Source organism: Streptococcus mitis, assembly GCF_000960005.1.
Classification (GTDB): Bacteria; Bacillota; Bacilli; order Lactobacillales; family Streptococcaceae; genus Streptococcus; species Streptococcus mitis_CK.
In genome coordinates this window covers 1,107,946-1,132,242 of record NZ_JYGP01000002.1, presented here as the reverse complement: position 1 = coordinate 1,132,242, position 24,297 = coordinate 1,107,946, and the positions used below count along the sequence as shown (strand labels likewise).

Annotated in this window: 22 protein-coding genes; 20 read left to right on the top strand and 2 right to left on the bottom strand. The window is 43.8% G+C overall.

Translation table 11 applies throughout. The features are described from left to right. The 19 genes from yqeH (at position 1) to TZ90_RS06705 (ending at position 19,561) form a co-directional block, all read left to right on the top strand. Entirely contained in the window at positions 1–1,107 is a 1,107-nt protein-coding gene (yqeH, locus tag TZ90_RS06795) for a ribosome biogenesis GTPase YqeH (RefSeq protein ID WP_045612189.1), read from the top strand. 212 nt (positions 1,108–1,319) lie between these two features. Beyond that, positions 1,320–1,631, top strand: coding sequence for a ribosome assembly RNA-binding protein YhbY (gene yhbY, locus TZ90_RS06790; protein ID WP_045612188.1), 312 nt, complete (start codon positions 1,320–1,322; stop codon positions 1,629–1,631). 50 nt (positions 1,632–1,681) lie between these two features. Further along, positions 1,682–2,311 (top strand): nicotinate-nucleotide adenylyltransferase, encoded by a 630-nt coding sequence (locus tag TZ90_RS06785; RefSeq protein ID WP_045612187.1) that lies wholly within the window; start codon positions 1,682–1,684, stop codon positions 2,309–2,311. After that, positions 2,311–2,904: a bis(5'-nucleosyl)-tetraphosphatase (symmetrical) YqeK gene (gene yqeK, locus TZ90_RS06780; RefSeq protein ID WP_045612186.1), complete on the top strand. Its 594-nt coding sequence runs from the start codon at positions 2,311–2,313 to the stop codon at positions 2,902–2,904. The genes TZ90_RS06785 and yqeK overlap by 1 nt, the downstream gene beginning before the upstream one ends. After that, complete coding sequence (rsfS, locus tag TZ90_RS06775) at positions 2,905–3,258, top strand: ribosome silencing factor (protein WP_045612185.1); 354 nt, start codon at positions 2,905–2,907, stop codon at positions 3,256–3,258. It begins immediately after the preceding gene. Between the two features lie 320 nt (positions 3,259–3,578). Further along, positions 3,579–4,319, top strand: a complete 741-nt coding sequence (locus TZ90_RS06770) for a class I SAM-dependent DNA methyltransferase (protein WP_045612599.1) — start codon at positions 3,579–3,581, stop codon at positions 4,317–4,319. A gap of 9 nt (positions 4,320–4,328) precedes the next feature. Beyond that, positions 4,329–5,426 carry a nucleotidyltransferase gene (locus TZ90_RS06765; protein WP_045612183.1) on the top strand — a complete coding sequence of 366 codons (1,098 nt, stop codon included), beginning with the start codon at positions 4,329–4,331 and terminating at the stop codon, positions 5,424–5,426. Between the two features lie 190 nt (positions 5,427–5,616). Then, the gene (locus TZ90_RS06760) at positions 5,617–7,230 is read left to right on the top strand and encodes a ribonuclease Y (RefSeq protein ID WP_000404936.1); all 1,614 of its coding nucleotides are present in this window, start codon (positions 5,617–5,619) and stop codon (positions 7,228–7,230) included. A gap of 138 nt (positions 7,231–7,368) precedes the next feature. Next, the gene (gmk, locus tag TZ90_RS06755; protein WP_000775041.1) at positions 7,369–7,995 is read left to right on the top strand and encodes a guanylate kinase; all 627 of its coding nucleotides are present in this window, start codon (positions 7,369–7,371) and stop codon (positions 7,993–7,995) included. Positions 7,996–8,019: 24 nt separating this feature from the next. Then, entirely contained in the window at positions 8,020–8,334 is a 315-nt protein-coding gene (gene rpoZ / locus TZ90_RS06750) for a DNA-directed RNA polymerase subunit omega (RefSeq protein ID WP_000979235.1), read from the top strand. 65 nt (positions 8,335–8,399) lie between these two features. Continuing rightward, positions 8,400–10,796, top strand: a complete 2,397-nt coding sequence (locus TZ90_RS06745) for a primosomal protein N' (protein WP_045612181.1) — start codon at positions 8,400–8,402, stop codon at positions 10,794–10,796. A gap of 12 nt (positions 10,797–10,808) precedes the next feature. Continuing rightward, positions 10,809–11,744: a methionyl-tRNA formyltransferase gene (gene fmt / locus TZ90_RS06740; protein WP_045612179.1), complete on the top strand. Its 936-nt coding sequence runs from the start codon at positions 10,809–10,811 to the stop codon at positions 11,742–11,744. Continuing rightward, a complete protein-coding gene (gene rsmB, locus TZ90_RS06735; RefSeq protein ID WP_045612598.1) occupies positions 11,737–13,050 on the top strand; it encodes a 16S rRNA (cytosine(967)-C(5))-methyltransferase RsmB in 1,314 nt (437 codons plus the stop codon). The genes fmt and rsmB overlap by 8 nt, the downstream gene beginning before the upstream one ends. A 14-nt stretch (positions 13,051–13,064) precedes the next feature. Beyond that, entirely contained in the window at positions 13,065–13,805 is a 741-nt protein-coding gene (locus TZ90_RS06730; RefSeq protein ID WP_000406255.1) for a Stp1/IreP family PP2C-type Ser/Thr phosphatase, read from the top strand. After that, complete coding sequence (gene pknB, locus TZ90_RS06725) at positions 13,802–15,703, top strand: Stk1 family PASTA domain-containing Ser/Thr kinase (RefSeq protein WP_045612176.1); 1,902 nt, start codon at positions 13,802–13,804, stop codon at positions 15,701–15,703. The genes TZ90_RS06730 and pknB overlap by 4 nt, the downstream gene beginning before the upstream one ends. Before the next feature lie 88 nt (positions 15,704–15,791). Then, positions 15,792–16,550: a threonine/serine exporter family protein gene (locus TZ90_RS06720; RefSeq protein WP_045612174.1), complete on the top strand. Its 759-nt coding sequence runs from the start codon at positions 15,792–15,794 to the stop codon at positions 16,548–16,550. Between the two features lies 1 nt (position 16,551). Further along, on the top strand, positions 16,552–17,001 hold the full coding sequence (locus TZ90_RS06715) for a threonine/serine exporter family protein (protein WP_033686494.1): 450 nt from the start codon (positions 16,552–16,554) through the stop codon (positions 16,999–17,001). A 113-nt stretch (positions 17,002–17,114) separates the two neighbouring features. Further along, positions 17,115–18,287, top strand: a complete 1,173-nt coding sequence (locus TZ90_RS06710) for a hydroxymethylglutaryl-CoA synthase (protein ID WP_045612596.1) — start codon at positions 17,115–17,117, stop codon at positions 18,285–18,287. Continuing rightward, the gene (locus TZ90_RS06705; protein ID WP_045612172.1) at positions 18,287–19,561 is read left to right on the top strand and encodes a hydroxymethylglutaryl-CoA reductase, degradative; all 1,275 of its coding nucleotides are present in this window, start codon (positions 18,287–18,289) and stop codon (positions 19,559–19,561) included. The genes TZ90_RS06710 and TZ90_RS06705 overlap by 1 nt, the downstream gene beginning before the upstream one ends. Positions 19,562–19,596: 35 nt before the next feature. Here TZ90_RS06705 and TZ90_RS06700 read toward each other — a convergent pair whose 3' ends face one another. Together TZ90_RS06700 and TZ90_RS06695 are read right to left on the bottom strand one after the other, a co-directional pair. Beyond that, positions 19,597–20,562: a LacI family DNA-binding transcriptional regulator gene (locus TZ90_RS06700; RefSeq protein ID WP_045612170.1), complete on the bottom strand. Its 966-nt coding sequence runs from the start codon at positions 20,560–20,562 to the stop codon at positions 19,597–19,599. Then, positions 20,543–21,997, bottom strand: a complete 1,455-nt coding sequence (locus TZ90_RS06695) for a sucrose-6-phosphate hydrolase (RefSeq protein WP_045612168.1) — start codon at positions 21,995–21,997, stop codon at positions 20,543–20,545. Before TZ90_RS06695 ends, TZ90_RS06700 begins: the two co-directional genes overlap by 20 nt. A 379-nt stretch (positions 21,998–22,376) precedes the next feature. Here TZ90_RS06695 and TZ90_RS06690 point away from each other — a divergent pair, with 379 nt between their 5' ends. Then, complete coding sequence (locus TZ90_RS06690; RefSeq protein ID WP_045612166.1) at positions 22,377–24,263, top strand: sucrose-specific PTS transporter subunit IIBC; 1,887 nt, start codon at positions 22,377–22,379, stop codon at positions 24,261–24,263. Positions 24,264–24,297 lie beyond the last annotated feature (34 nt).

Sequence of the window (24,297 nt, the reverse complement as noted above, 5' to 3'; positions counted from 1 at the left end):
ATGGAAGAAATTCTCTGTATTGGCTGTGGAGCAACCATTCAGACAACAGACAAGTCTGGTCTTGGATTTACCCCCCAGTCGGCACTTGAAAAAGGTTTGGAGACTGGCGAAGTCTATTGCCAACGCTGTTTCCGTCTCCGCCACTACAATGAAATCACGGATGTCCAGTTGACGGACGATGATTTCCTCAAGCTCTTGCACGAGGTGGGAGACAGTGATGCCTTGGTGGTCAATGTCATTGATATCTTTGATTTTAATGGCTCTGTTATCCCAGGCTTGCCACGTTTTGTCTCGGGCAATGATGTCCTCTTAGTTGGAAATAAAAAAGATATCTTGCCCAAGTCTGTTAAACCAGGCAAGATTAGCCAGTGGCTCATGGAACGTGCCCATGAAGAAGGGCTTCGTCCAGTTGATGTCGTCCTAACTTCAGCCCAAAACAAACATGCTATTAAGGAAGTCATTGACAAGATTGAACACTACCGTAAGGGCCGCGATGTCTATGTGGTCGGTGTGACCAACGTTGGAAAATCAACTCTAATCAATGCTATTATCCAAGAAATTACGGGTGATCAGAACGTGATTACAACTTCGCGCTTCCCAGGGACAACCTTGGACAAGATCGAGATTCCGCTTGATGATGGTTCTTATATCTACGATACGCCGGGGATCATCCACCGCCACCAGATGGCCCACTACTTGACGGCTAAAAACCTCAAGTATGTCAGCCCCAAAAAGGAAATCAAGCCCAAAACCTATCAGCTCAATCCTGAACAAACCCTGTTTTTAGGTGGTCTCGGACGCTTTGACTTTATATCAGGAGAAAAGCAAGGATTTACTGCTTTCTTTGACAATGAACTCAAACTCCACCGAACCAAGCTCGAAGGAGCGAGTGCCTTTTACGACAAGCACCTCGGAACTCTTCTGACACCACCAAATAGCAAGGAAAAAGAAGATTTTCCAAAACTAGTTCAGCATGTATTTAACATTAAGGAAAAGACAGACCTAGTCATCTCAGGCCTAGGCTGGATCCGCGTAACAGGCACAGCCAAAGTCGCCGTCTGGGGACCAGAAGGTGTCGCAGTCGTCGCACGAAAAGCAATTATTTAAAATAAAATCACTGAGCGAACAAAGTGAGCTCATAAAGAGATAGTTATTGCCGTGGGGTCTTGCCAATCGTTAGATTGGCAAGGGGCACAATTGAGACCAAGGCTCAATTATGAGGTCAGGAAATCCATTTTTCAAAGATGAGATCTTTGGGAAATTAGTTCCGACCGTCCCTCACCACCTAAAATAACTATCAAAAAACAAGGAAGAAAATTATGTCATTAACATCAAAACAACGTGCCTTCCTCAACAGTCAGGCACACACTCTCAAACCCATCATCCAAATCGGGAAAAATGGACTTAACGACCAAATCAAAACCAGCGTCCGTCGGGCTCTTGACGCACGGGAATTGATTAAGGTTACACTCTTGCAAAATACAGATGAAAACATCCACGAAGTAGCTGAAATCTTGGAAGAAGAAATCGGTGTGGATACAGTCCAAAAAATCGGACGCATCTTGATTTTGTTTAAACAATCCAGCAAGAAAGAAAATCGCAAGATTTCTAAAAAAGTCAAAGAAATCTAAAAACCTACTCCAAATAACTGTTTTTACAGAGAAATAAAGGAGACTAGCCTATGGCAATCGAATTATTGACTCCCTTTACCAAGGTAGAGTTGGAGCCAGAAATCAAGGAGAAAAAACGCAAACAAGTCGGGATTTTAGGGGGGAATTTTAACCCTGTTCACAATGCCCATCTCATTGTTGCGGATCAAGTACGGCAGCAGTTGGGACTGGATCAAGTCTTGCTCATGCCTGAATACCAACCCCCTCATGTAGATAAAAAGGAAACAATCCCTGAACACCATCGTCTCAAGATGCTTGAGTTGGCTATTGAGGGGATTGAAGGATTAGCTATTGAAACCATTGAGTTGGAGCGCAAGGGTATTTCCTACACCTACGATACCATGAAGCTTCTAACTGAGAAGAATCCAGACACGGATTATTACTTTATCATCGGTGCCGACATGGTGGACTATCTGCCTAAGTGGTATAGAATTGATGAGTTAGTTGATATGGTTCAGTTTGTGGGAGTTCAGCGCCCACGCTACAAGGCTGGGACTTCTTACCCAGTTATCTGGGTGGATGTGCCTCTCATGGATATCTCGTCCAGCATGGTGCGTGACTTCCTTGCCCAAGGTCGGAAACCCAACTTTCTCCTGCCTCAGCCTGTGCTAGACTACATCGAGAAGGAGGGGCTCTACTGATGGCCTATCAAGACTATATCAACTGCTCTCGCGAGGCTTTGTTGGAAAAAATGGCAGAGCTTCTGCCTGAAAAACGCTTAACCCATTGTTTGGGTGTGGAGCGTGCAGCCATAGAACTGGCTCAGCGCTTTGGAGTCGATGTCGAGAAAGCAGGTCTTGCAGGCCTTCTTCATGACTATGCTAAAAAGCTGTCAGATCAGGAATTTCTGGATTTGATTGACCGTCATCAGCTAGATCCTGACCTCAAGAACTGGGGCAATAATGTCTGGCATGGCATGGTTGGCATCTACAAGATTCAGGAAGATTTGAATTTGCATGATTCTGAAATCCTGCGAGCTATTGAAATCCATACAGTCGGGGCGGCTCAGATGACAGACCTAGACAAGGTTATCTATGTCGCAGACTATATAGAGCACAATCGTGCCTTTCCTGGAGTAGATGTAGCGCGTGAGATTGCGAGTCTATCGCTTAATAAGGCGGTGGCCTACGAAACAGCTCGTACCGTGGAACATCTAGCTCATCAGGGATTCCCAATCTATCCCCAAACCCTTGAAACCTATAACGCCTTTGTGCACTATTTGAAAGAGGACTAAATGAACGAAAAAGAATTACTAGAACTAGTCGTGAAAGCGGCGGATGAGAAACGTGCAGAGGATATCCTTGCACTTGATGTACAAGATTTGACCAGTGTGACAGACTATTTTGTTATTACTAGCTCAATGAATAGCCGTCAGTTGGATGCTATCGCTGATAATATCCGTGAAAAAGTAGCCCAAGCAGGCTTTAAAGGCAGTCATGTCGAAGGTGATGCAGCTGGAGGCTGGGTCCTACTAGACCTCGGCGCTGTCGTTGTGCATGTCTTTTCAGAAGAAATGCGTGCCCACTATAACCTAGAAAAACTATGGCATGAGGCGAATTCTGTAGATTTATCTGAAACTCTGGCTTAGAAGACGAACTCAGTTGTAGTCAACTGGGTTTCTTTGCTTATTTTAGAAAAAAATGGATAGAAAGTAAAGGGCCTCGTGTTTGCTTCATTTCGAAACTGAACACGAGCTAAAAAATGAGGGGAAAAAGTAACTTTCTTTGTATCTGACGATAGGGAAGAAAGTTTCCTATGTACTATTTGCTTTTAAGGCTCTTTGTATCTTAGAAAGGATTTGAACCCGTCCTGTAATTCTCGGAAAATAGACAGCCTTCCTTGGAACTCGGCTCCATCTTCAGGCTCCTAATTTTCTATCGAATTACGGGCGGACTCGGTATCATGATTATGGCAACTTATGAAACTTTTGCGGCTGTTTACGATGCGGTCATGGACGACAGTTTATACGATAGATGGACGGATTTTTCGCTTCGTCATTTGCCTAAGACCAAGGAGAGAAAGAAACTCTTGGAACTGGCTTGTGGGACAGGAATTCAATCTGTGCGCTTCTCTCAGGCTGGTTTTGATGTGACTGGTCTTGATTTGAGTGCGGATATGTTGAAGATTGCCGAAAAGAGAGCGGCTTCAGCCAAGCAAAAGATTGAATTTATTGAAGGCAATATGCTGGATTTGTCCAAGTCAGGTCAATATGATTTTGTCACGTGTTATTCGGACTCTATCTGCTATATGCAGGATGAGGTGGAAGTAGGGGACGTCTTTAAGGAAGTCTATAATGCTCTCAACGAAGATGGCATCTTCATCTTTGATGTGCATTCGACCTACCAGACAGATGAAGTTTTTCCAGGCTATTCCTACCATGAAAATGCGGAAGATTTTGCCATGCTATGGGATACCTACGAGGACGCGGCGCCTCACTCTATCGTTCATGAACTAACCTTCTTTATCAAGGAGGCTGACGGTTCCTTTAGTCGCCACGATGAAGTTCATGAGGAGCGAACCTATGAGGTTTTGACCTATGATATTTTGCTGGAACAGGCTGGATTCAAGTCCTTCAAACTCTATGCGGATTTTGAGGACAAGGAGCCAACAGAAACCAGCACCCGTTGGTTTTTTGTGGCGCAGAAGTAGGAGATCATTATGACCATCACAGGTATTATCGCGGAGTTTAATCCTTTTCATAATGGGCATAAATACCTGCTTGAGCAGGCGAAGGGGCTGAAAATCGTTGCCATGTCTGGGAATTTCATGCAGAGAGGTGAGCCTGCTATCGTGGACAAGTGGACACGGGCCCAGATGGCACTGGGAAATGGGGCAGATTTGGTAGTAGAATTGCCCTTTTTAGTCAGTGTTCAGGCAGCAGATTTCTTTGGTCAAGGTGCTGTGGATATCTTGGCGCGTTTGGGGATTGATACTCTAGCTTTTGGGACAGAGGAAGTTCTGGACTACCAGAAAATTGCTGACTTATACACAGAGAAAAGTGTTGAGATGGAGAAATTTGTGGAAAATCTACCTGATTCCCTATCTTATCCCCAGAAAACCCAAGCCATGTGGAAGGAGTTTGCAGATCTTGATTTTTCAGGCAATACGCCCAATCATGTTCTTGCCCTTGCCTATGCCAAGGTAGTTGCAGGACGAAACATCAGGCTGTATCCGATTCAGCGTCAGGGAGCGGGCTACCATTCTGTGGATAAAGATGTGGACTTTGCCTCGGCGACAGCTCTGCGTCAGCATCAGAAGGACCAAGACTTCTTAGAACGCTTTATGCCATCTGTTGCTCTCTTTGAGCAGGCTAATAAGGTGAGTTGGGAAGACTATTTTCCCTTGCTTCGCTATCAAACCTTGTCCAATCCAGACCTAACCACTATCTATCAGGTCAATCAAGAAATGGCTGTGCGCATTAAAGAGGCTATTAAAACAGCCCAATCTCTGAAAGACTTGGTTGAGGTGGTTTCCACCAAACGCTACACCAAGGCGCGTGTCAGACGTCTCTTGACCTATATCTTGGTGCAGGCTAGAGAAAATGACTTGCCAGAAGCCATTCATGTTCTTGGTTTTACCGAAAAAGGCAGGCAACACCTCAAGTCCTTGAAAGATCAGGTCAGTCTAGTCAGCCGAATTGGCAAAGAGCCTTGGGATGTCATGACTCAAAAGGCAGACCAGATTTACCAACTAGGAAATCCAAGTATAGCAGAACAGAATTTTGGAAGAGTACCGATTAGAATAGAAACAAACTAAGTTTACTGAAATGTAGGCTTTTTCTCAAATCTCTACTAAACTACTGTTTCTAAACAAGAAGTTTATTTAAGCAAACGTGTTCCAATTTCCTCAAAACATATTCTATTTTAGGTTTGTGAAAATCACTTTTTTATGGTAGAATGTAAAAGAATGTATGTCATTCGGAATAACAATAAAATGAGGTAAAAACATGGAAATTATGTCGCTTGCAATTGCTGTTTTTGCCGTCATCATTGGTTTAGTCATTGGATATGTCAGCATCTCAGCTAAGATGAAATCATCTCAGGAAGCTGCGGAGTTGATGCTTTTAAATGCTGAACAAGAAGCAACTAATTTACGTGGACAAGCTGAGCGTGAAGCAGATTTACTTGTTAATGAAGCCAAGCGTGAAAGCAAGTCTCTTAAAAAAGAAGCACTATTGGAGGCCAAAGAAGAAGCCAGAAAATACCGTGAAGAAGTGGACGCTGAATTCAAATCAGAACGTCAGGAACTCAAACAAATCGAAAGTCGTTTGACAGAGAGAGCTACTAGCCTCGACCGTAAGGACGACAATTTGACGAGTAAAGAACAAACACTTGAACAAAAAGAACAAAGTATTTCTGATAGAGCGAAAAACCTTGATGCGCGTGAAGAGCAATTAGAGGAAGTCGAAAGACAAAAAGAAGCAGAGTTAGAGCGTATTGGTGCCCTGTCTCAGGCAGAAGCACGAGATATTATCTTGGCTCAGACAGAGGAAAACTTGACCAAGGAGATTGCCAGCCGTATTCGCGAAGCTGAGCAAGAGGTCAAGGAACGTTCTGACAAAATGGCCAAGGACATCTTGGTTCAAGCTATGCAACGTATCGCTGGTGAATATGTAGCGGAGTCAACAAACTCAACAGTTCATCTGCCAGATGATACTATGAAGGGACGCATTATTGGTCGTGAAGGTCGTAACATTCGTACCTTTGAAAGTTTGACAGGGGTTGATGTGATTATCGACGATACACCAGAAGTGGTAACCTTGTCAGGTTTTGACCCGATTCGTCGTGAGATTGCCCGTATGACTATGGAAATGTTGCTCAAAGATGGTCGTATCCACCCAGCTCGTATCGAGGAGTTGGTTGAGAAAAACCGTCAAGAGATTGACAATAAGATCCGTGAATACGGTGAGGCAGCTGCCTATGAGATTGGTGCGCCAAACCTTCACCCTGACTTGATGAAGATTATGGGACGTTTGCAGTTCCGTACTTCTTATGGACAAAATGTCTTGCGCCATTCGATTGAGGTTGCTAAATTGGCTGGTATCATGGCCAGCGAACTTGGTGAAAATGCGGCTCTTGCCCGTCGTGCTGGATTCCTTCACGATATCGGGAAAGCTATTGACCGCGAGGTTGAGGGTAGCCACGTTGAAATCGGTATGGAATTGGCTCGTAAGTATAAGGAACACCCAGTTGTGGTCAATACGATTGCTAGCCACCACGGCGATGTCGAAGCAGAAAGTGTCATTGCAGTGATCGTCGCTGCGGCAGATGCCTTGAGCGCAGCCCGTCCAGGTGCTCGTAGTGAGTCTCTTGAAAGCTACATCAAGCGTCTTCATGATTTGGAAGAAATTGCTAACGGCTTTGAGGGAGTGCAAACTAGCTTTGCCCTTCAAGCAGGACGTGAAATCCGCATCATGGTCAATCCAGGACAAATCAAGGACGACAAAGTCACAATCTTGGCTCACAAAGTTCGTGAGAAAATTGAAAACAATCTCGATTACCCAGGAAATATCAAGGTAACCGTGATTCGTGAGCTTCGTGCAGTAGATTATGCTAAATAAATAAGAAAGAGCAGTTGAAAAATTACTGCTTTTTTGTTACACTAGATAGAAAGACTGTAGAAGGATAGTTTGTGTAAAATGCTACTATCTGAAGGAAAATTTTATTTTATTTTTACAGACTGACTAAAAGGAGACACAATGGCAGACCGAGGCTTGCTAATCGTTTTTTCTGGTCCTTCAGGGGTTGGAAAAGGAACGGTTAGAAGAGAGATTTTTGAGAGTTCTGAAAACCAATTTCAATACTCTGTATCGATGACGACACGCGCACAACGTCCTGGAGAAGTGGACGGTGTTGACTATTTCTTCCGCACTCGCGAAGAGTTTGAAGAGCTGATTCGTCAAGGTCAGATGTTGGAATATGCAGAATATGTCGGCAACTACTATGGAACTCCTCTGACCTATGTCAATGAAACCTTGGACAAGGGAATCGATGTTTTCCTTGAAATTGAGGTTCAAGGTGCTCTTCAGGTCAAGAAAAAGGTTCCAGATGCTGTCTTTATCTTTCTGACACCACCAGATTTGGATGAATTGCAAGATCGTTTGGTAGGACGTGGAACAGACAGCGCAGAAGTGATTGCCCAACGAATCGAAAAAGCCAAGGAAGAAATTGCTCTTATGCGTGAGTATGATTATGCGATTGTCAACGATCAGGTGCCCCTAGCTGCTGAGCGTGTCAAACGTGTGATCGAAGCAGAACACTTCCGTGTGGATCGTGTCATTGGTCACTATCAGGAGATGTTACCGAAATCTCCAACTACCCGATAAAATTTAGAAAATAGGTACAAGCAAATGATGTTAAAACCCTCTATTGATACCTTGCTCGACAAGGTTCCATCAAAATATTCACTCGTAATCTTGGAAGCAAAACGTGCCCACGAATTGGAAGCAGGTGCGCCAGCAACTCAAGGTTTCAAGTCTGAAAAATCAACTCTTCGCGCTTTAGAAGAAATCGAATCAGGAAACGTAACAATTCACCCAGATCCAGAAGGAAAACGTGAAGCAGTGCGTCGCCGTATCGAAGAAGAAAAACGCCGCAAAGAAGAAGAAGAAAAGAAAATCAAAGAGCAAATCGCTAAAGAAAAAGAAGATGGTGAAAAAATTTAAGGTTGGGGGGACTCAATCTTATTTTTTCTATTGCAAGAATGTACTGACAAGGAGGAGGTGAGAAGATGGCTATAGCCAAGATTATCGTAGATGTGCCCTTGATGCAGACGGACCAGCCCTATAGTTACAGAATTCCTGAGGAATTTGAGGAAATGTTGGAAGTTGGGATGCGGGTTCATGTGCCTTTTGGTAAGGGAAATCGTCTGATTCAAGGGATTGTTCTTGGTTTGGAGTCTCAATCAGATGAGGAAGATATGGAGAAAGATTTAAAAGATATTGCTGAGGTGCTGGATTTTTCTCCTGTTCTCACGCAAGAACAACTCTGGCTAGCTGAAGAGCTCCGCAAGTCCGTCTTCTCCTATAAAATCTCCATCCTCAAGGCTATGTTACCGGGATTTCTGAACTCCAGCTATGACAAGATTCTCTATCCTCTGGCAGGTCTGAGTCAGGCAGACAAAAAACGCTTGTTTGGTTCAGAAGATTCGCTTGCCTTTTCTTCTCTGGATTTAGGTAAGCAAGCTGAAATGATGCGTTTGACTAGAAAAGGTCTGCTTGGTCTGGAATATCAGGCAATTGATCAAAAGAAGGTCAAGACCCAGTCTTGGTATGAGGTGAATCTTGCTCAATTAGAAAGTGTAGAGATTTCTACACGCGCCAAGAAAAAGTTAGAACTGAGAGACTATTTGCTTTCTCATCCTGAGAGTGCTTCCTTGGCTAGTTTGCTAGAGTTCTATTCGCGGGAGCAAGTTAACTTCTTTGTGGAACAAGGTGCTGTTACCATAGTCCAAAAGGAAGTGCAACGCTCGGCTGCTTATTTTGAAGGGATTGAGGCAAGTCAGCCTTTGGAGTTGAATCCAGAACAAAGGCAGGCGCGTGATGCGGTTGTCAGTGCGATTGGCAGTCATCAGCCTCCCTTCCTCCTTCAAGGAATTACAGGGAGTGGGAAGACCGAGGTTTATTTGCAGATTATCCAAGGGACCTTGGATAAGGGCAAGACAGCTATTTTGCTGGTGCCTGAGATTTCCTTGACTCCTCAGATGACGGAGCGTTTTATCGCTCGTTTTGGAGATAAGGTTGCCATTCTTCACTCTGGCCTGTCCAATGGTGAAAAGTACGATGAATGGCGCAAGGTGGAACGTGGCGATGCCCAAGTTGTTGTTGGTGCTAGATCGGCCATCTTTGCTCCGCTGAAAAATTTGGGTGTTATGATTATTGATGAGGAGCATGAAGCAACTTATAAGCAGGATAGTAATCCTCGTTACCATGCCAGAGAAGTAGCTATTTTACGGGCTCAGTATAATCAAGCAGCCCTGGTACTTGGGTCTGCGACACCGAGCTTAGAGAGCCGTGCTCGGGCTGGAAAAGGCGTCTATCAACACTTACGTCTGACCCAACGTGCCAATCCTTTGGCTAGGATCCCTGAGGTTCAAGTGATTGACTTTCGGGACTATATCGGACAAAATGAGACGTCAAACTTTACGCCCCCTTTGCTAGAAGCTATTCAGGACCGTCTGGCTAAAAAAGAGCAGGTGGTTCTCATGCTCAATCGCCGGGGCTATTCTAGCTTTGTCATGTGTCGAGAATGTGGGACTGTGGATACTTGTCCCAACTGTGACATTTCTCTAACCTTGCACATGGATACCAAGACCATGAATTGCCATTATTGTGGTTTTTCGAAGGATATTCCTCACGTTTGCCCTAACTGTAAGAGCCGCAGTATTCGTTACTATGGGACAGGAACACAGAAGGCTTATGACGAGCTAGCAGAACTCTTTCCGCAGGCCCGCATTCTACGGATGGATGTGGATACGACTCGTAAGAAAGGTAGTCATCAAGCTCTCCTTGACCAGTTTGGACGAGGAGAAGCAGATATTTTACTAGGTACTCAGATGATTGCCAAGGGATTGGATTTTCCCAATGTAACCTTAGTCGGAGTGCTCAATGCCGATACAGCCTTGAATTTGCCTGACTTCCGTTCTTCTGAGAGAACCTTCCAACTTTTGACTCAGGTGGCAGGTCGGGCAGGACGTGCTGAAAAAGCTGGGCAGGTCTTGATTCAGTCTTACAATCCTCAGCACTACGCTATTCGATTTGCCAAGGATCAGGATTACGAAGGCTTTTACGCTTATGAAATGGGAATCAGACGACAACTTGGTTATCCGCCTTACTATTTCACGATTGCTATTACCCTTTCTCATAAGAAAGAAGAAGAGGTGGTCAAACGTGCCTATGAAGTTATGAACATTTTGCGGTCAGGCTTGTCAGAGGGCAGTAACATTCTTGGGCCAACGCCCAAACCCATCGCCCGTACTCACAACCTCTATCATTACCAGATTTTAATTAAATACCGTTTAGAAGATGAGCTGGGGACGACCCTCAACCAGGTTTTGGCCTTGACTCAAGAACGGGAAAATAGTGAGCTCCGTCTTAGCATTGACCATGAGCCACAGCAATTTTTATAAGAAGGAGAAGATATGACAAAACTAATCTTTATGGGGACACCCGACTTTTCAGCGACAGTTTTAAAAGGGCTTTTGACAGATAACCGTTACGAAATTCTAGCCGTTGTGACCCAGCCAGACCGTGCTGTCGGACGTAAAAAAGTGATCCAAGAAACCCCAGTTAAACAAGCTGCCAAAGAGGCAGGACTTCCTATCTACCAACCTGAAAAACTATCTGGAAGTCCTGAGATGGAAGCTATTATGCAGCTAGGAGCAGATGGAATTGTTACTGCTGCTTTTGGGCAGTTTCTTCCAAGTAAACTCCTTGATAGCATGGACTTTGCTGTCAATGTTCACGCCTCCCTTCTTCCAAAACACCGTGGTGGTGCGCCTATCCATTATGCCTTGATTCAAGGGGATGAGGAAGCTGGTGTGACCATTATGGAAATGGTTAAGGAAATGGATGCAGGAGATATGATTTCTCGTCGCAGTATCCCTATCACGGATGAGGACAATGTTGGAACCTTGTTTGAGAAATTAGCGCTAGTTGGTCGCGATTTGCTTTTAGACACTCTGCCGGTCTATATTGCTGGGGAAATCAAACCTGAACCACAGGATCCAAGTCAGGTTACTTTCTCGCCAAATATTAAGCCAGAGGAAGAAAAGTTGGATTGGACTAAAAGCAATCGTCAACTCTTTAACCAAATCCGTGGGATGAACCCCTGGCCTGTTGCCCATACTTTCCTTAAGGGCGACCGCTTTAAGATTTATGAAGCCCTACCAGTAGAAGGTCAGGGCAATCCAGGTGAAATCCTCTCTATCGGCAAGAAAGAATTGATTGTCGCAACGGCAGAAGGAGCTTTGTCCCTCAAACAAGTGCAGCCAGCTGGTAAACCTAAGATGGACATTGCTTCCTTCTTAAACGGAGTTGGACGGACATTGACTGTAGGAGAACGATTTGGTGACTAAAGTAGAAACGGCTAGAAGTTTAGCCCTAGCAGTATTAGAGGATGTTTTTATCAATCAAGCATACTCAAATATCGCCTTAAATAAGCATCTCAAGGGAAGTCAGCTCTCTACAGCAGACAAGGGCTTGGTGACCGAGCTGGTCTATGGAACGGTAGCCCGTAAACTGACTCTGGAATGGTACTTGTCCCACTTTATCGAAGACAGAGACCAGCTAGACAGCTGGCTCTATGTCCTTCTTCTCATGAGTGCTTACCAACTCCGCTATTTGGACAAGATTCCAGACCATGCTGTGGTCAATGAAGCAGTAGAATTGGCCAAAGTCCGTAAAAAAGGCAGTGAAAAATTGGTCAACGCTGTCCTTCGCCGTATCTTGCGTGAAGGCTGGCCAGATATTGCTAGCATCAAACGAAAAAACAAGCGTGATTCCATTGCCTATTCTCTCCCAGTTTGGCTAGTTGCCAAGCTCAAGGAAGAATACGGAGAAGAGCGAGCGCAAGCTATCTTTGAAAGCCTTTTGGTGCGAAACAAGGCCAGTATTCGTGTAACGGACCTAGGACGAAAAGAAGAAATCCAAGTCTTGTTGGAGGCTAGTGCTTCACCTTTGTCTGTTTCTGGTCTGGTTAAGGAGCAAGGCCACTTTGCGGGACATGACCTATTTTCAGAGGGTGCTATTACTATCCAAGACGAGTCCAGTCAGCTGGTTGCTCCGACGCTTGATTTACAAGGTGATGAGCAGGTTCTAGATGCCTGTGCGGCTCCGGGTGGAAAAACAGCCCATATAGCCTCTTATCTCACGACAGGTCAGGTTACGGCTTTGGACCTTTACAATCACAAGTTGGACTTGATTCAAGAAAATGCTCAACGTCTGGGAGTTGCAGATCGGGTTCAAACGCAAAAATTAGATGCCAGAAAGGTGCATGAGTTTTTTGGTCAGGATTCTTTTGATAAGATTTTGGTGGATGCTCCCTGTTCAGGAATTGGTCTTCTGCGTCGAAAACCAGACATCAAATACAATAAAGAAACGGCAGATTTCGCGTCCTTACAGGAAATTCAGCTAGAAATATTAGGTAGTGTTTGTCAAACACTACGCAAAGGTGGTATAATAACTTATAGTACCTGTACTATTGTCTCAGAGGAAAACTTTCAAGTCGTACAGGCATTTTTAGAAAGTCATCCTGAATTTGAGCAGGTAACACTAGAACATGAATGTAAGGATATCATGAAAGACGGCTGTATCCTCATTACACCTGAATTGTATGGAAGTGATGGATTCTTCATCAGTCAATTTCGCAAGATATCGGATTAGGAAGGAACTAACACATGGAAATTTCATTATTAACAGATGTTGGTCAGAAACGAACAAATAACCAAGACTATGTCAACCACTATGTCAATAGAGCTGGACGTACTATGATTATCCTAGCTGATGGTATGGGAGGTCATCGCGCAGGGAATATTGCTAGTGAAATGGCGGTAACAGACCTAGGTGTAGCTTGGGTAGATACTCAAATCGATACAGTTAATGAAGTACGTGAATGGTTTGCTAACAACCTTGAGATTGAAAATCAAAAGATTAACCAATTGGGACAAGATGAAGCTTATAAAGGAATGGGAACAACCCTCGAGGCTGTTGCTATTATTGGCAATCAGGCTATCTATGCCCACATTGGGGATTCTCGTATCGGTTTGATTCGTGGAGAAGAATACCACCAGTTAACAAGCGACCATTCTTTGGTCAATGAATTGCTCAAGGCTGGTCAATTGACACCTGAAGAAGCAGCTAGCCACCCACAGAAAAATATTATTACCCAGTCAATTGGTCAAAAAGACGAAATTCAGCCTGATTTTGGAATGATTACCCTTGCGACAGGAGATTATCTCCTACTTAATAGCGATGGATTAACTAACATGATTTCAGGCAGTGAGATTTGTGATATTGTAACCAGTGATATTCCTTTGGCAGATAAAACAGCGACGCTTGTGCGTTTTGCTAACAATGCAGGAGGTTTAGACAACATTACGGTTGCCCTTGTTTCTATGAACGAGGAGGATGAAGAATGATCCAAATCGGCAAGATTTTTGCCGGACGGTATCGGATTATCAAACAAATTGGTCGAGGAGGCATGGCAGATGTATACTTGGCCAAGGATTTGATTCTAGACGGGGAAGAAGTGGCAGTAAAGGTCCTGAGGACCAACTACCAAACAGATCCCATTGCAGTGGCTCGTTTTCAGCGTGAAGCGAGAGCCATGGCAGATCTGGACCATCCTCATATCGTTCGGATTACAGATATTGGTGAGGAAGACGGTCAACAGTACTTAGCTATGGAGTACGTAGCAGGACTTGACCTCAAACGCTATATCAAGGAACACCATCCTCTTTCAAATGAAGAAGCGGTCCGAATCATGGGACAAATCCTCTTGGCTATGCGCTTAGCCCATACTAGAGGCATTGTTCACCGCGATTTGAAACCTCAAAATATCCTCTTGACACCAGATGGGACTGCCAAAGTCACAGATTTTGGGATTGCGGTAGCCTTTGCTGAGACGAGTCTGACTCAGACCAACTCTATGCTGGGCTCGGTTCATTACTTGTCACCAGAGCAGGCGCGTGGTTCTAAAGCGACTGTACAGAGTGATATCTATGCCATGGGGATCATCTTTTATGAGATGTTGACAGGACATATCCCTTACGATGGGGATAGTGCAGTGACCATCGCCCTCCAGCATTTCCAGAAACCATTGCCATCGGTTATAGCTGAGAATCCATCTGTGCCTCAGGCTTTAGAGAATGTTGTCATCAAGGCAACTGCCAAGAAATTGACAGATCGTTATCAGTCAGTTGCAGAGATGTATGTGGACTTGTCTAGTAGTTTGTCTTATAATCGTCGCAATGAGCCTAAATTGGTGTTTAATGATACCACTAAGGCTGACACCAAGACTCTTCCTAAAGTTCCACAAAGTACCTTGACTTCGATTCCTAAGGTGCAAACACAAAGTCCAAAGCCACAGACTGCGAAGCCGAGTCAACAGGCTTCAGAGGACAATTACGCAACCAAGCCTGTTAAGAAACGGAAATTTAGAGTTCGCTATATGATTTTGTTGGCCAGCATTGTATTGGTGGCAGCTTCTCTTATTTGGATACTATCCAGAACTCCTGCAACCATTGCCATTCCAGATGTGGCAGGTCAGACAGTGGCGGAAGCCAAGGAAACCCTCAAGAAAGCCAATTTTGAGATTGGCGAGGAGAAATCAGAGGCTAGTGAAAAGGTGGAAGAAGGGCGGATTATCCGTACAGATCCTGACGCTGGAACTGGTCGAAAAGAAGGAACGAAAATCAATTTGGTTGTCTCATCAGGCAAGCAATCTTTCCAATTGAGTAACTATATTGGCCGTAAATCGACAGATGTTATCGCAGAACTCAAGCAGAAGAAGGTCCCTGAAAATCTCATCAAGATTGAAGAAGAGGAATCAAGTGAGAGTGAAGCAGGAACTGTTCTCAGACAGAGTCCAGCTGCCGGAACAACCTATGATTTGAGCAAGGCCTCAACGATTACCTTAACCGTTGCTAAGAAAGTAACCAGCGTTGCTATGCCAAGTTATATAGGATCTAGTCTTGAATTTACTAAAAATAATCTCGTTCAAATTGTCGGTATTAAAGAAGCCAATATTGAAGTTGTAGAAGTGTCGACAGCTCCCGCTGGAACTGCTGAGGGTACAGTCGTTGAACAGAGTCCAAAAGCGGGTGAAAAGGTTGATTTGACTAAGACGCGTGTCAAGATTTCAATCTACAAACCAAAAACACCGCCGTCAACGTCATCATCAGCACCAGCCCAACGTGGAAACCAAGGTTCTACTACGACACCAAGTCAGGGGAACCAACAAGGAAATCAACGAGGGAATACACCTGCTCCTACTCAATCAAGTAGTGAAGGCAACCACGAAAATTCTCGTGATTAAACGAATCTTTGTCATGATTTCATGGCAAAGATTTTTTTTGACTCCAGATTTGTGATAGAATAGAGGAAGTTGATAAAAGGAGGAAAGTATGGAAGAATCAAGAGAATTAAATGCCGTCATCGATCTGATTATGTTAGCTGGAACCATTCTTCTCAAAAGTGGCTCAGAGATTCATCGTGTAGAAGATACCATGATTCGGATTGCGCATTCGCAGGGGATTGTGGATTGCAATGTTCTTGCCATGCCTGCTGCCATCTTTTTCTCCATTGAAAATACCAATATTTCGCGAATGAAACGCGTGACCTCATCTTCTTATAACATCGAAAAAGTCTGTGATGTGAACCAAATTTCTCGTCAGTTGGTAGGAGGAAATCTTGATTTAAAGACAGCCTTCAAGCAATTGAAGGCCTTGCAAGCCCAGCCCCTTCCTTATACTAAGTTGCAGGTAACTTTGGCTGCAACCTTTAGTGCTCCTTTCTTTTCGATTATGTTTAGTGGAAATATCTACGACGCACTTGGGGCAGGAGTGGCTACCTTATTTGGTTTTGCCTTTTCCCTCTATGTAGAGAAGTTTATCCGAATTCCCTTTGTGACATCCTTTGCTGGAGCCTTTGTTTTTGGGATGATAGCCCAGTTTTGGGCTCGCTACACAGGCTTTCCTTCAACGGCAGATTTGATTATAGCTGGTGCGGTCATGCCGTTTGTACCAGGGATTGCCTTGACCAATGCGGTTCGTGATATTATGACCAACCACATAAACTCTGGTATGAGTAAGATGTTTGAATCCCTGCTCATTACCCTTGCTTTAGGGGCGGGAACTTCTGTCGCCTTGGTATTGATGAATTAATATGACACTAACAACCTTTTTATTACAAGCAGTAGCAAGTCTTCTTGCCATTATCACTTTTTTAATCGTACTCAATGTTCAACGTTCTATGCTCTTACCAGGAGGGATTTTGGGCATGGCTGTCTGGCTAATCTATCTCTTGCTCAAGGAACCGACCAATGTTATTGTGGCTACCTTTATTGCGGCTATTATTGGTTCTTGTGTCAGCCAGATTTTAAGTATTCTTTATAAGACTCCTGCTGTGGTCTTTATCTTGGCCATCTTGGCACCACTGGTTCCGGGATACCTTTCTTATCGGACAACTGCCTTTTTTGTGACGGGAGATTACAGTCATGCCATTGCTAGTGCAACCTTGGTTGTTATGCTGGCTTTGGTGATTTCCATTGGAATGGCTAGTGGAACCGTGATTCTTAGACTTTATTCTTACTTAAGAAAACAGCATAATGGTTAGAATAATAAGGGACTTGATTTGGTGAATCAAGTCTTTTTTCTCTCTTTTACTGCTATTTGTGATAAAATAGTATAGAACGATTTTTTACAATGAATGATAAAACAGAGGTAAATATGACAATCGGTATTGATAAGATTGGTTTTGCGACCAGTCAATATGTCTTGAAATTACAAGACTTAGCAGAAGCGAGGGGAATTGACCCTGAAAAATTAAGCAAAGGACTCTTACTCAAGGAATTGAGTATTGCGCCCCTAACTGAGGATATCGTGACCTTGGCGGCCAGTGCAAGTGATTCTATTTTAACTGAGCAAGAAAGAGAAGAAATTGACATGGTCATTGTTGCTACCGAGTCAGGAATTGACCAGAGTAAAGCTGCGGCCGTCTTTGTGCATGGTTTGCTGGGCATCCAGCCTTTTGCTCGTAGTTTCGAGATTAAAGAAGCCTGCTATGGAGCGACAGCGGCCCTTCATTATGCCAAATTGCATGTGGAAAATTCTCCAGAGTCCAAGGTCTTGGTCATCGCAAGCGATATTGCCAAATATGGTATTGAAACTCCAGGAGAACCAACTCAGGGTGCTGGAAGTGTAGCTATGTTGATTACACAAAATCCACGCATTATGGCCTTTAATAATGACAATGTAGCTCAGACCCGTGACATCATGGATTTCTGGCGTCCAAATTACTCGACAACTCCTTATGTAAATGGTGTTTATTCTACCCAACAATATCTAGATAGTTTGAAAACGACTTGGCTCGAATATCAAAAACGCTACCAGCTTACTTTGGATGATTTTGCAGCTGTTTGTTTCCATTTGCCTTACCCTAAATTAGCCTTAAAAGGCTTGAAAAAAATCATGGATAAGAGCCTGTCTCAAGAGAAAAAAGACCTCTTGCAAAAGCATTTTGACCAGTCTATTCTCTACAGTCAAAAGGTGGGGAATATCTATACAGGTTCACTTTTCCTTGGACTTTTGTCTCTCTTAGAAAATACAGATAGCCTGAAGGCTGGAGATAAAATTGCCCTTTATAGTTACGGAAGTGGTGCTGTGGCTGAGTTCTTCAGTGGTGAATTGGTTGAAGGATATGAAGCTTATCTGGATAAAGACCGTTTGAACAAGCTCAACCAACGAACTGCCCTGTCTGTTGCAGACTATGAAAAAGTCTTCTTTGAGGAAGTAGACTTAGATGAAACAAATTCTGCCCAGTTTGCTGGCTATGAAAATCAAGATTTTGCCTTGGTTGAAATTGTTGACCACCAACGCAGTTATAGCAAGGTTGAAAAATAATGAAGATAAGTTGGAATGGATTTTCAAAAAAATCATACCAAGAGCGCCTCGAGCTGTTAAAAGCTCAGGCGCTCCTTAGTCCTGAGAGACAAGAGAGTTTGGAGCAGGATGAACAGATGAGTGTGACTGTGGCAGACCAGCTGAGTGAGAATGTAGTGGGAACTTTTTCTCTACCTTATTCGTTGGTTCCAGAGGTTCTCGTTAACGGTCAGGAATACACAGTTCCCTATGTGACAGAAGAACCGTCTGTGGTTGCTGCGGCCAGCTATGCAAGTAAAATCATCAAGCGAGCAGGTGGCTTTACTGCTCAAGTGCATGAGCGTCAGATGATTGGACAGGTAGCCCTTTATCAAGTTGCTGAACCTGAACAAGCTCAAGAGAAGATTGCCAGCAAGAAGGCTGAGCTCTTGGAGCTTGCCAATCAAGCCTATCCTTCCATCGTTAAACGTGGAGGCGGGGCGCGTGATTTGCATGTCGAGCAGATAAAAGGCGAAACAGACTTTCTCGTTGTTTATCTTCATGTCGATACCCAGGAAGCCATGGGAGCCAATATGCTCAACACCATGCTGGAAGCCTTGAAACCAGTCTTAGAAGAACTCAGCCAGGGACAGAGTCTCATGGGAATCCTGTCTAATTACGCGACCGATTCTCTGGTGACAGCAAGCTGTCGCATCGCCTTTCGCTACTTGAGCCGCCAAAAGGATCAAGGACGAGAGATTGCGGAGAAAATAGCCTTGGCTAGTCAGTTTGCGCAGGCTGATCCTTACCGAGCCACTACCCACAATAAAGGGATTTTTAACGGTATTGATGCCATTTTGATTGCCACTGGTAATGACTGGCGTGCCATCGAAGCCGGGGCTCATGCCTTTGCCAGTCGAGATGGACATTACCAAGGTCTTAGTCAATGGACGCTGGACTTTGAAAGAGAAGAATTGGTCGGTGAGATGACCCTGCCCATGCCTGTAGCGACCAAGGGTGGGTCTATCGGCCTCAACCCTCGTGTATCCCTCAGTCATGAGCTACTGGGAAATCCTTCTGCCAAAGAATTAGCCCAGATTATCGTGTCTATAGGACTTGCCCAAAACTTTGCAGCCCTCAAAGCCTTGGTGAGTACAGGGATTCAGCAAGGCCATATGAAATTGCAGGCCAAATCCTTGGCACTTCTCGCAGGTGCTAGTGAATCCGAGGTAGCTCCCCTAGTCGAGCGCCTCATTGCAGATAAAACCTTTAACCTAGATACAGCTAAGCGCCATTTAGAAAACTTACGATTATAGAAAAACTCAGACTGTTTTGTCTGAGTTTTTTGTACTTATATGCTTTTTCCTGGTAATAATGTAACTGGTAAAAAGTAGCCTGTTGTTGCGACTTCCTTACCTTCGATTTTTTGCAAGAGTAGATCAACAGTGAGGCAGGCAATCTCTTCCAAAGGTTGCTTGACAGTCGTTAAATGAGGATAGTAATTCTCGATAAAGTAAGTCCCATCATAGCCGATGACTTTGAGTTCTTCTGGGACAGAAATGCCCAGTTCTTGAGCGATTTTAATGACCAGAATAGCTGTTAAGTCATCCGAAGCAAAAATGGCATCTGGCTTTTGACGAGTCAAGATATTCTTGATTTCCATTTCTTTTCTGACGGGAGAAAAGTCACTGGAAACATTGATAATAGGAGCTTGGGGGAGTACGGATGCAAAACCAGCGTGGCGTAGTCCAGTTGGCGAGTTAGAATTGTCGTTCCCTGTAATCATGATGATAGACTGGGCGCCTGTCTTAACTAAGGTCTGGGCTGCAAGAACTCCACCAGCATAGTTGTCAGAGGAAACGACAGGAATATCTGGAGACAGGTTTCGGTCAAAGGAAATAATCGGCGCCGTCACGCGATTGTAGTCTTCGATTCCCAAGTTGTGACTACCAGAAATGATGCCGTCCACCTGATTGGCTTCCAACATTTCGATGTATTCACGTTCCTTCTCAGAATCGTGCTCACTGTTGCAGATAATGGTCTTGTAACCATTTTTGAAGAGTTGGTGCTCCAGCTTATCAATCAATTCTGCATAGAAAACATTGGAAATATTTGGGAAAATCAAACCGATTAACTTAGCTGATTTTCCTTGGAGACTACGAGCCAGATTATTGGGTTTATAGCCCAATTCCCGCATGGCTTCATTGACCTTTTGAATGGTTTTCTCAGAGAGATAACCTTTTTTATTGATAACCCGAGAGACGGTAGTAGGGCTGACGCCTGCAAGTTTGGCGACATCAGTTAGTTTTGCGACCATAATCTAATTCATAGTAAGTTCCGGTTGGGTTTCCAGATTTGATCAGGATACCATTTTGGTCCGCATGTGGGAAGACACGACCAGAAAATACTTTTTCTCCTTTATTGATGAAAATTTCAAAGACAGAGTTATCGATGAAAATCGTAGCCGTAGTAGCCTGATTAGCGATAGGGCAAGAACGAGTAGTTCCAAATTCTTGGGCATATTGTTCACCAGCCTGACTACGATCCACTGTCACTTGACCATTTACAAGGTCAAAGTTGATGGAAAGTCCCTTGCCTTCTTGATCAGCAAGTAAAACAATCTCGCTCTGACTATTGGCTTCCAAGTTGAGTTCGAGTTCGTAAGTGTTCTTGGTTTGGATACGGTTTGAGAAAGCTTCTTCAGAAGCACGAATGTCCTTGATAGCTGCGACTGGGTATTGGTAGAGTTTGCCGTCTTTGATAATCAGTTCCTTGACCAAAGAGAAGGTTCCTTGGTGGTCAAAACGATCAGATGGATATGAAACATCAGGCAAGCCAAGCCAGCTAACAGCTAGAGCACGTCCATCAGGAGCGTTGAAGGCTTGAGTTGCATAGGCTTCGAAACCATAGTCCATGTTTTGAAGTTGAGATACATCTACCATTTTAGCATTTTCAGGGTTAAAGGAAGCCCCAATCTTATACATATTTGGATAGATATTATCGTAGTCTAGAACTTTCTTATCCAATCCTTGTGGGCAGTAGAGGAGGACAGGTTGCTCCCCTACAAAGACCAGATTCGGGCATTCCATCATGTAGGCAGTGCGGTCGTTAGCAAAGTCAAGATCGCCAACAGCTTGCCAGTTTGTGTAGTCGTTGTCAACAGCCTTGTAGAGACGGACAAAGCCTTTTTTCTCCAAGTCCTGTCCACCGACGATAGCATAGTATTGGCCCTTGAAGTTAAAAATTTGCGGATCACGGAAGTGGTCAGTTGAGTCTGCTGGCTGATCAATCAAGATCTTGTCAATCTTCGTAATCTTGCCATCCTTATCCATCAAAGCTCCAATCTGGTAAGGGTGACGGATCCAGTTTTCATCACGAACATTTCCTGTATAAAATAGGAACAAGTTATCGCCAAATTGCATAGCAGAACCAGAGTAGGCACCGTGGCTATCTAATGGAGTATCAGGCAAAACTTTGACTCCGGTTTCTGTGAAGTGAACCAAGTTCTCACTTTCCAATTGCACCCAAGATTTCAAACCGTGGGCTGCACCAAAAGGAAAGTTTTGATAAAAAACAATCCACTTCCCATCAAAGTAAGAAAAGCCATTTGGGTCGTTGAGAAGTCCTGTTTTGGGCTCAACATGGTAATGAGTATGCCATGGAGATTGTGCCATATTTTCCTTTATATGTTGAATTTCTTCTTGCGTCCAATCTTGATAAAGTCTGTAACGACGCTCAGTTGTCCATTCCATTCATTCATTCCTCCAAAAATCTTATCACTTTTAATAGTAACCGTTTTCGGTTAAAAAAGCAAGTCTTTTATGTTAAAAAAGAGAAAAAACTGTCAAACGTTTATCATAAATCAAAAGCAGAAAATCAATCAACTTTTCAAGAAAAGATGAAAGATAATGAAATAGAATCCTGATAACAAAGATTTTAAACTTATTTTTTTAAGTGTTATCTGCTAAAACAGTCAAAAACAATCAATCTAAAGCAAGGCTACTAAGTGGAAATGATATTTTTTCTGCAAAACGCTTGACATATTTCTAAAACATGATAAAATAAAAGTCGTAGGGCGGATAAAATCGCTTTCAAACAAGAACAAAATTTTATATAAGGAGATTTTTGCAAATGAACAATCAGGAAATTGCAAAAAAAGTCATCGATGCCTTGGGTGGACGTGAAAATGTCAACAGTGTTGCCCACTGTGCGACTCGTCTACGTGTCATGGTTAAAGATGAAGGAAAAATCAATAAAGAAGTGATTGAGAACTTGGAAAAAGTTCAAGGTGCTTTCTTTAACTCAGGTCAATACCAAATTATCTTTGGTACTGGTACAGTTAACAAAATGTACGATGAAGTTGTTGCGCTTGGCTTGCCAACATCATCTAAAGATGACATGAAAGCAGAAGCAGCGAAACAAGGGAACTGGTTCCAACGTGCGATTCGTACTTTCGGTGACGTTTTCGTTCCAATCATCCCAGTTATCGTAGCGACAGGTCTCTTCATGGGTGTTCGTGGTCTTTTCAACGCTCTTGAAATGCCACTTCCAGGTGACTTTGCAACTTACACTCAAATCTTGACAGATACAGCCTTTATCATCTTGCCAGGTTTGGTTGTGTGGTCAACCTTCCGTGTATTCGGTGGAAATCCAGCCGTTGGTATCGTTCTTGGTATGATGCTTGTTTCTGGCTCACTTCCAAACGCTTGGGCAGTTGCTCAAGGTGGTGAAGTAACTGCTATGAACTTCTTTGGTTTCATTCCTGTTGTTGGTTTGCAAGGTTCAGTTCTTCCAGCCTTCATCATCGGGGTTGTCGGAGCTAAATTCGAAAAACTTGTCCGCAAGGTTGTTCCAGATGTCATTGACCTCTTGGTAACGCCATTCGTGACACTTTTGGTCATGTCAATTCTTGGACTCTTTGTCATTGGACCTGTCTTCCACGTCGTTGAAAACTACATCCTTATCGCTACAAAAGCGATCCTTAGCTTGCCATTTGGTCTTGGTGGTTTCTTGATTGGTGGGGTTCACCAATTGATCGTCGTGTCAGGTGTGCACCACATCTTCAACTTGCTTGAAGTTCAATTACTTGCTGCTGACCATGCTAACCCATTCAACGCTATCATCACAGCTGCTATGACAGCCCAAGGTGCTGCGACTGTTGCGGTTGGTGTTAAAACTAAAAATCCGAAACTGAAAACACTTGCTTTCCCAGCTGCTCTTTCTGCTTTCCTAGGTATTACAGAGCCTGCTATCTTCGGGGTGAACTTGCGCTTCCGTAAACCATTCTTCCTTTCATTGATTGCTGGTGCAGTCGGTGGTGGATTGGCTTCTATCCTTGGACTTGCTGGTACTGGTAATGGTATCACCATCATCCCTGGTACAATGCTTTATGTTGGTAACGGACAACTTGCCCAATACCTTCTTATGGTAGCTGTATCATTTGCCCTTGGTTTTGCCCTTACTTACATGTTTGGTTATGAGGACGAAGAAGAAGTTGCTACTGAAGCGACTACAGAACGTTTGGTTCAAGAAGAAACAACTGGCAACATTCCAGCAGCCCTTCAAAATGAAACACTTGTAACTCCTATCGTCGGTGATGTTGTAGCTCTTGCTGATGTTAATGACCCTGTTTTCTCAAGCGGAGCTATGGGACAAGGTATCGCTGTGAAACCAAGTCAAGGTGTGGTATATGCACCAGCTGATGCTGAAGTTTCAATTGCCTTTCCAACAGGACACGCTTTTGGCTTGAAAACAACTGATGGTGCTGAAGTTTTGATCCACGTTGGTATTGACACTGTATCTATGAACGGTGACGGTTTTGAAGCAAAAGTTGCTCAAGGTGACAAGGTTAAAGCGGGCGATGTTCTTGGAACATTTGACTCAAACAAAATCGCTGCAGCGGGACTTGATGATACAACAATGGTTATCGTTACAAACACAGCTGACTATGCTTCAGTAGCTCCAGTCGCAACAGGTTCAGTTGCGAAGGGGGATGCTGTAATTGAAGTGAAAATCTAATACTCTTCGAAAATCAAATTCAAACCATGTCAGC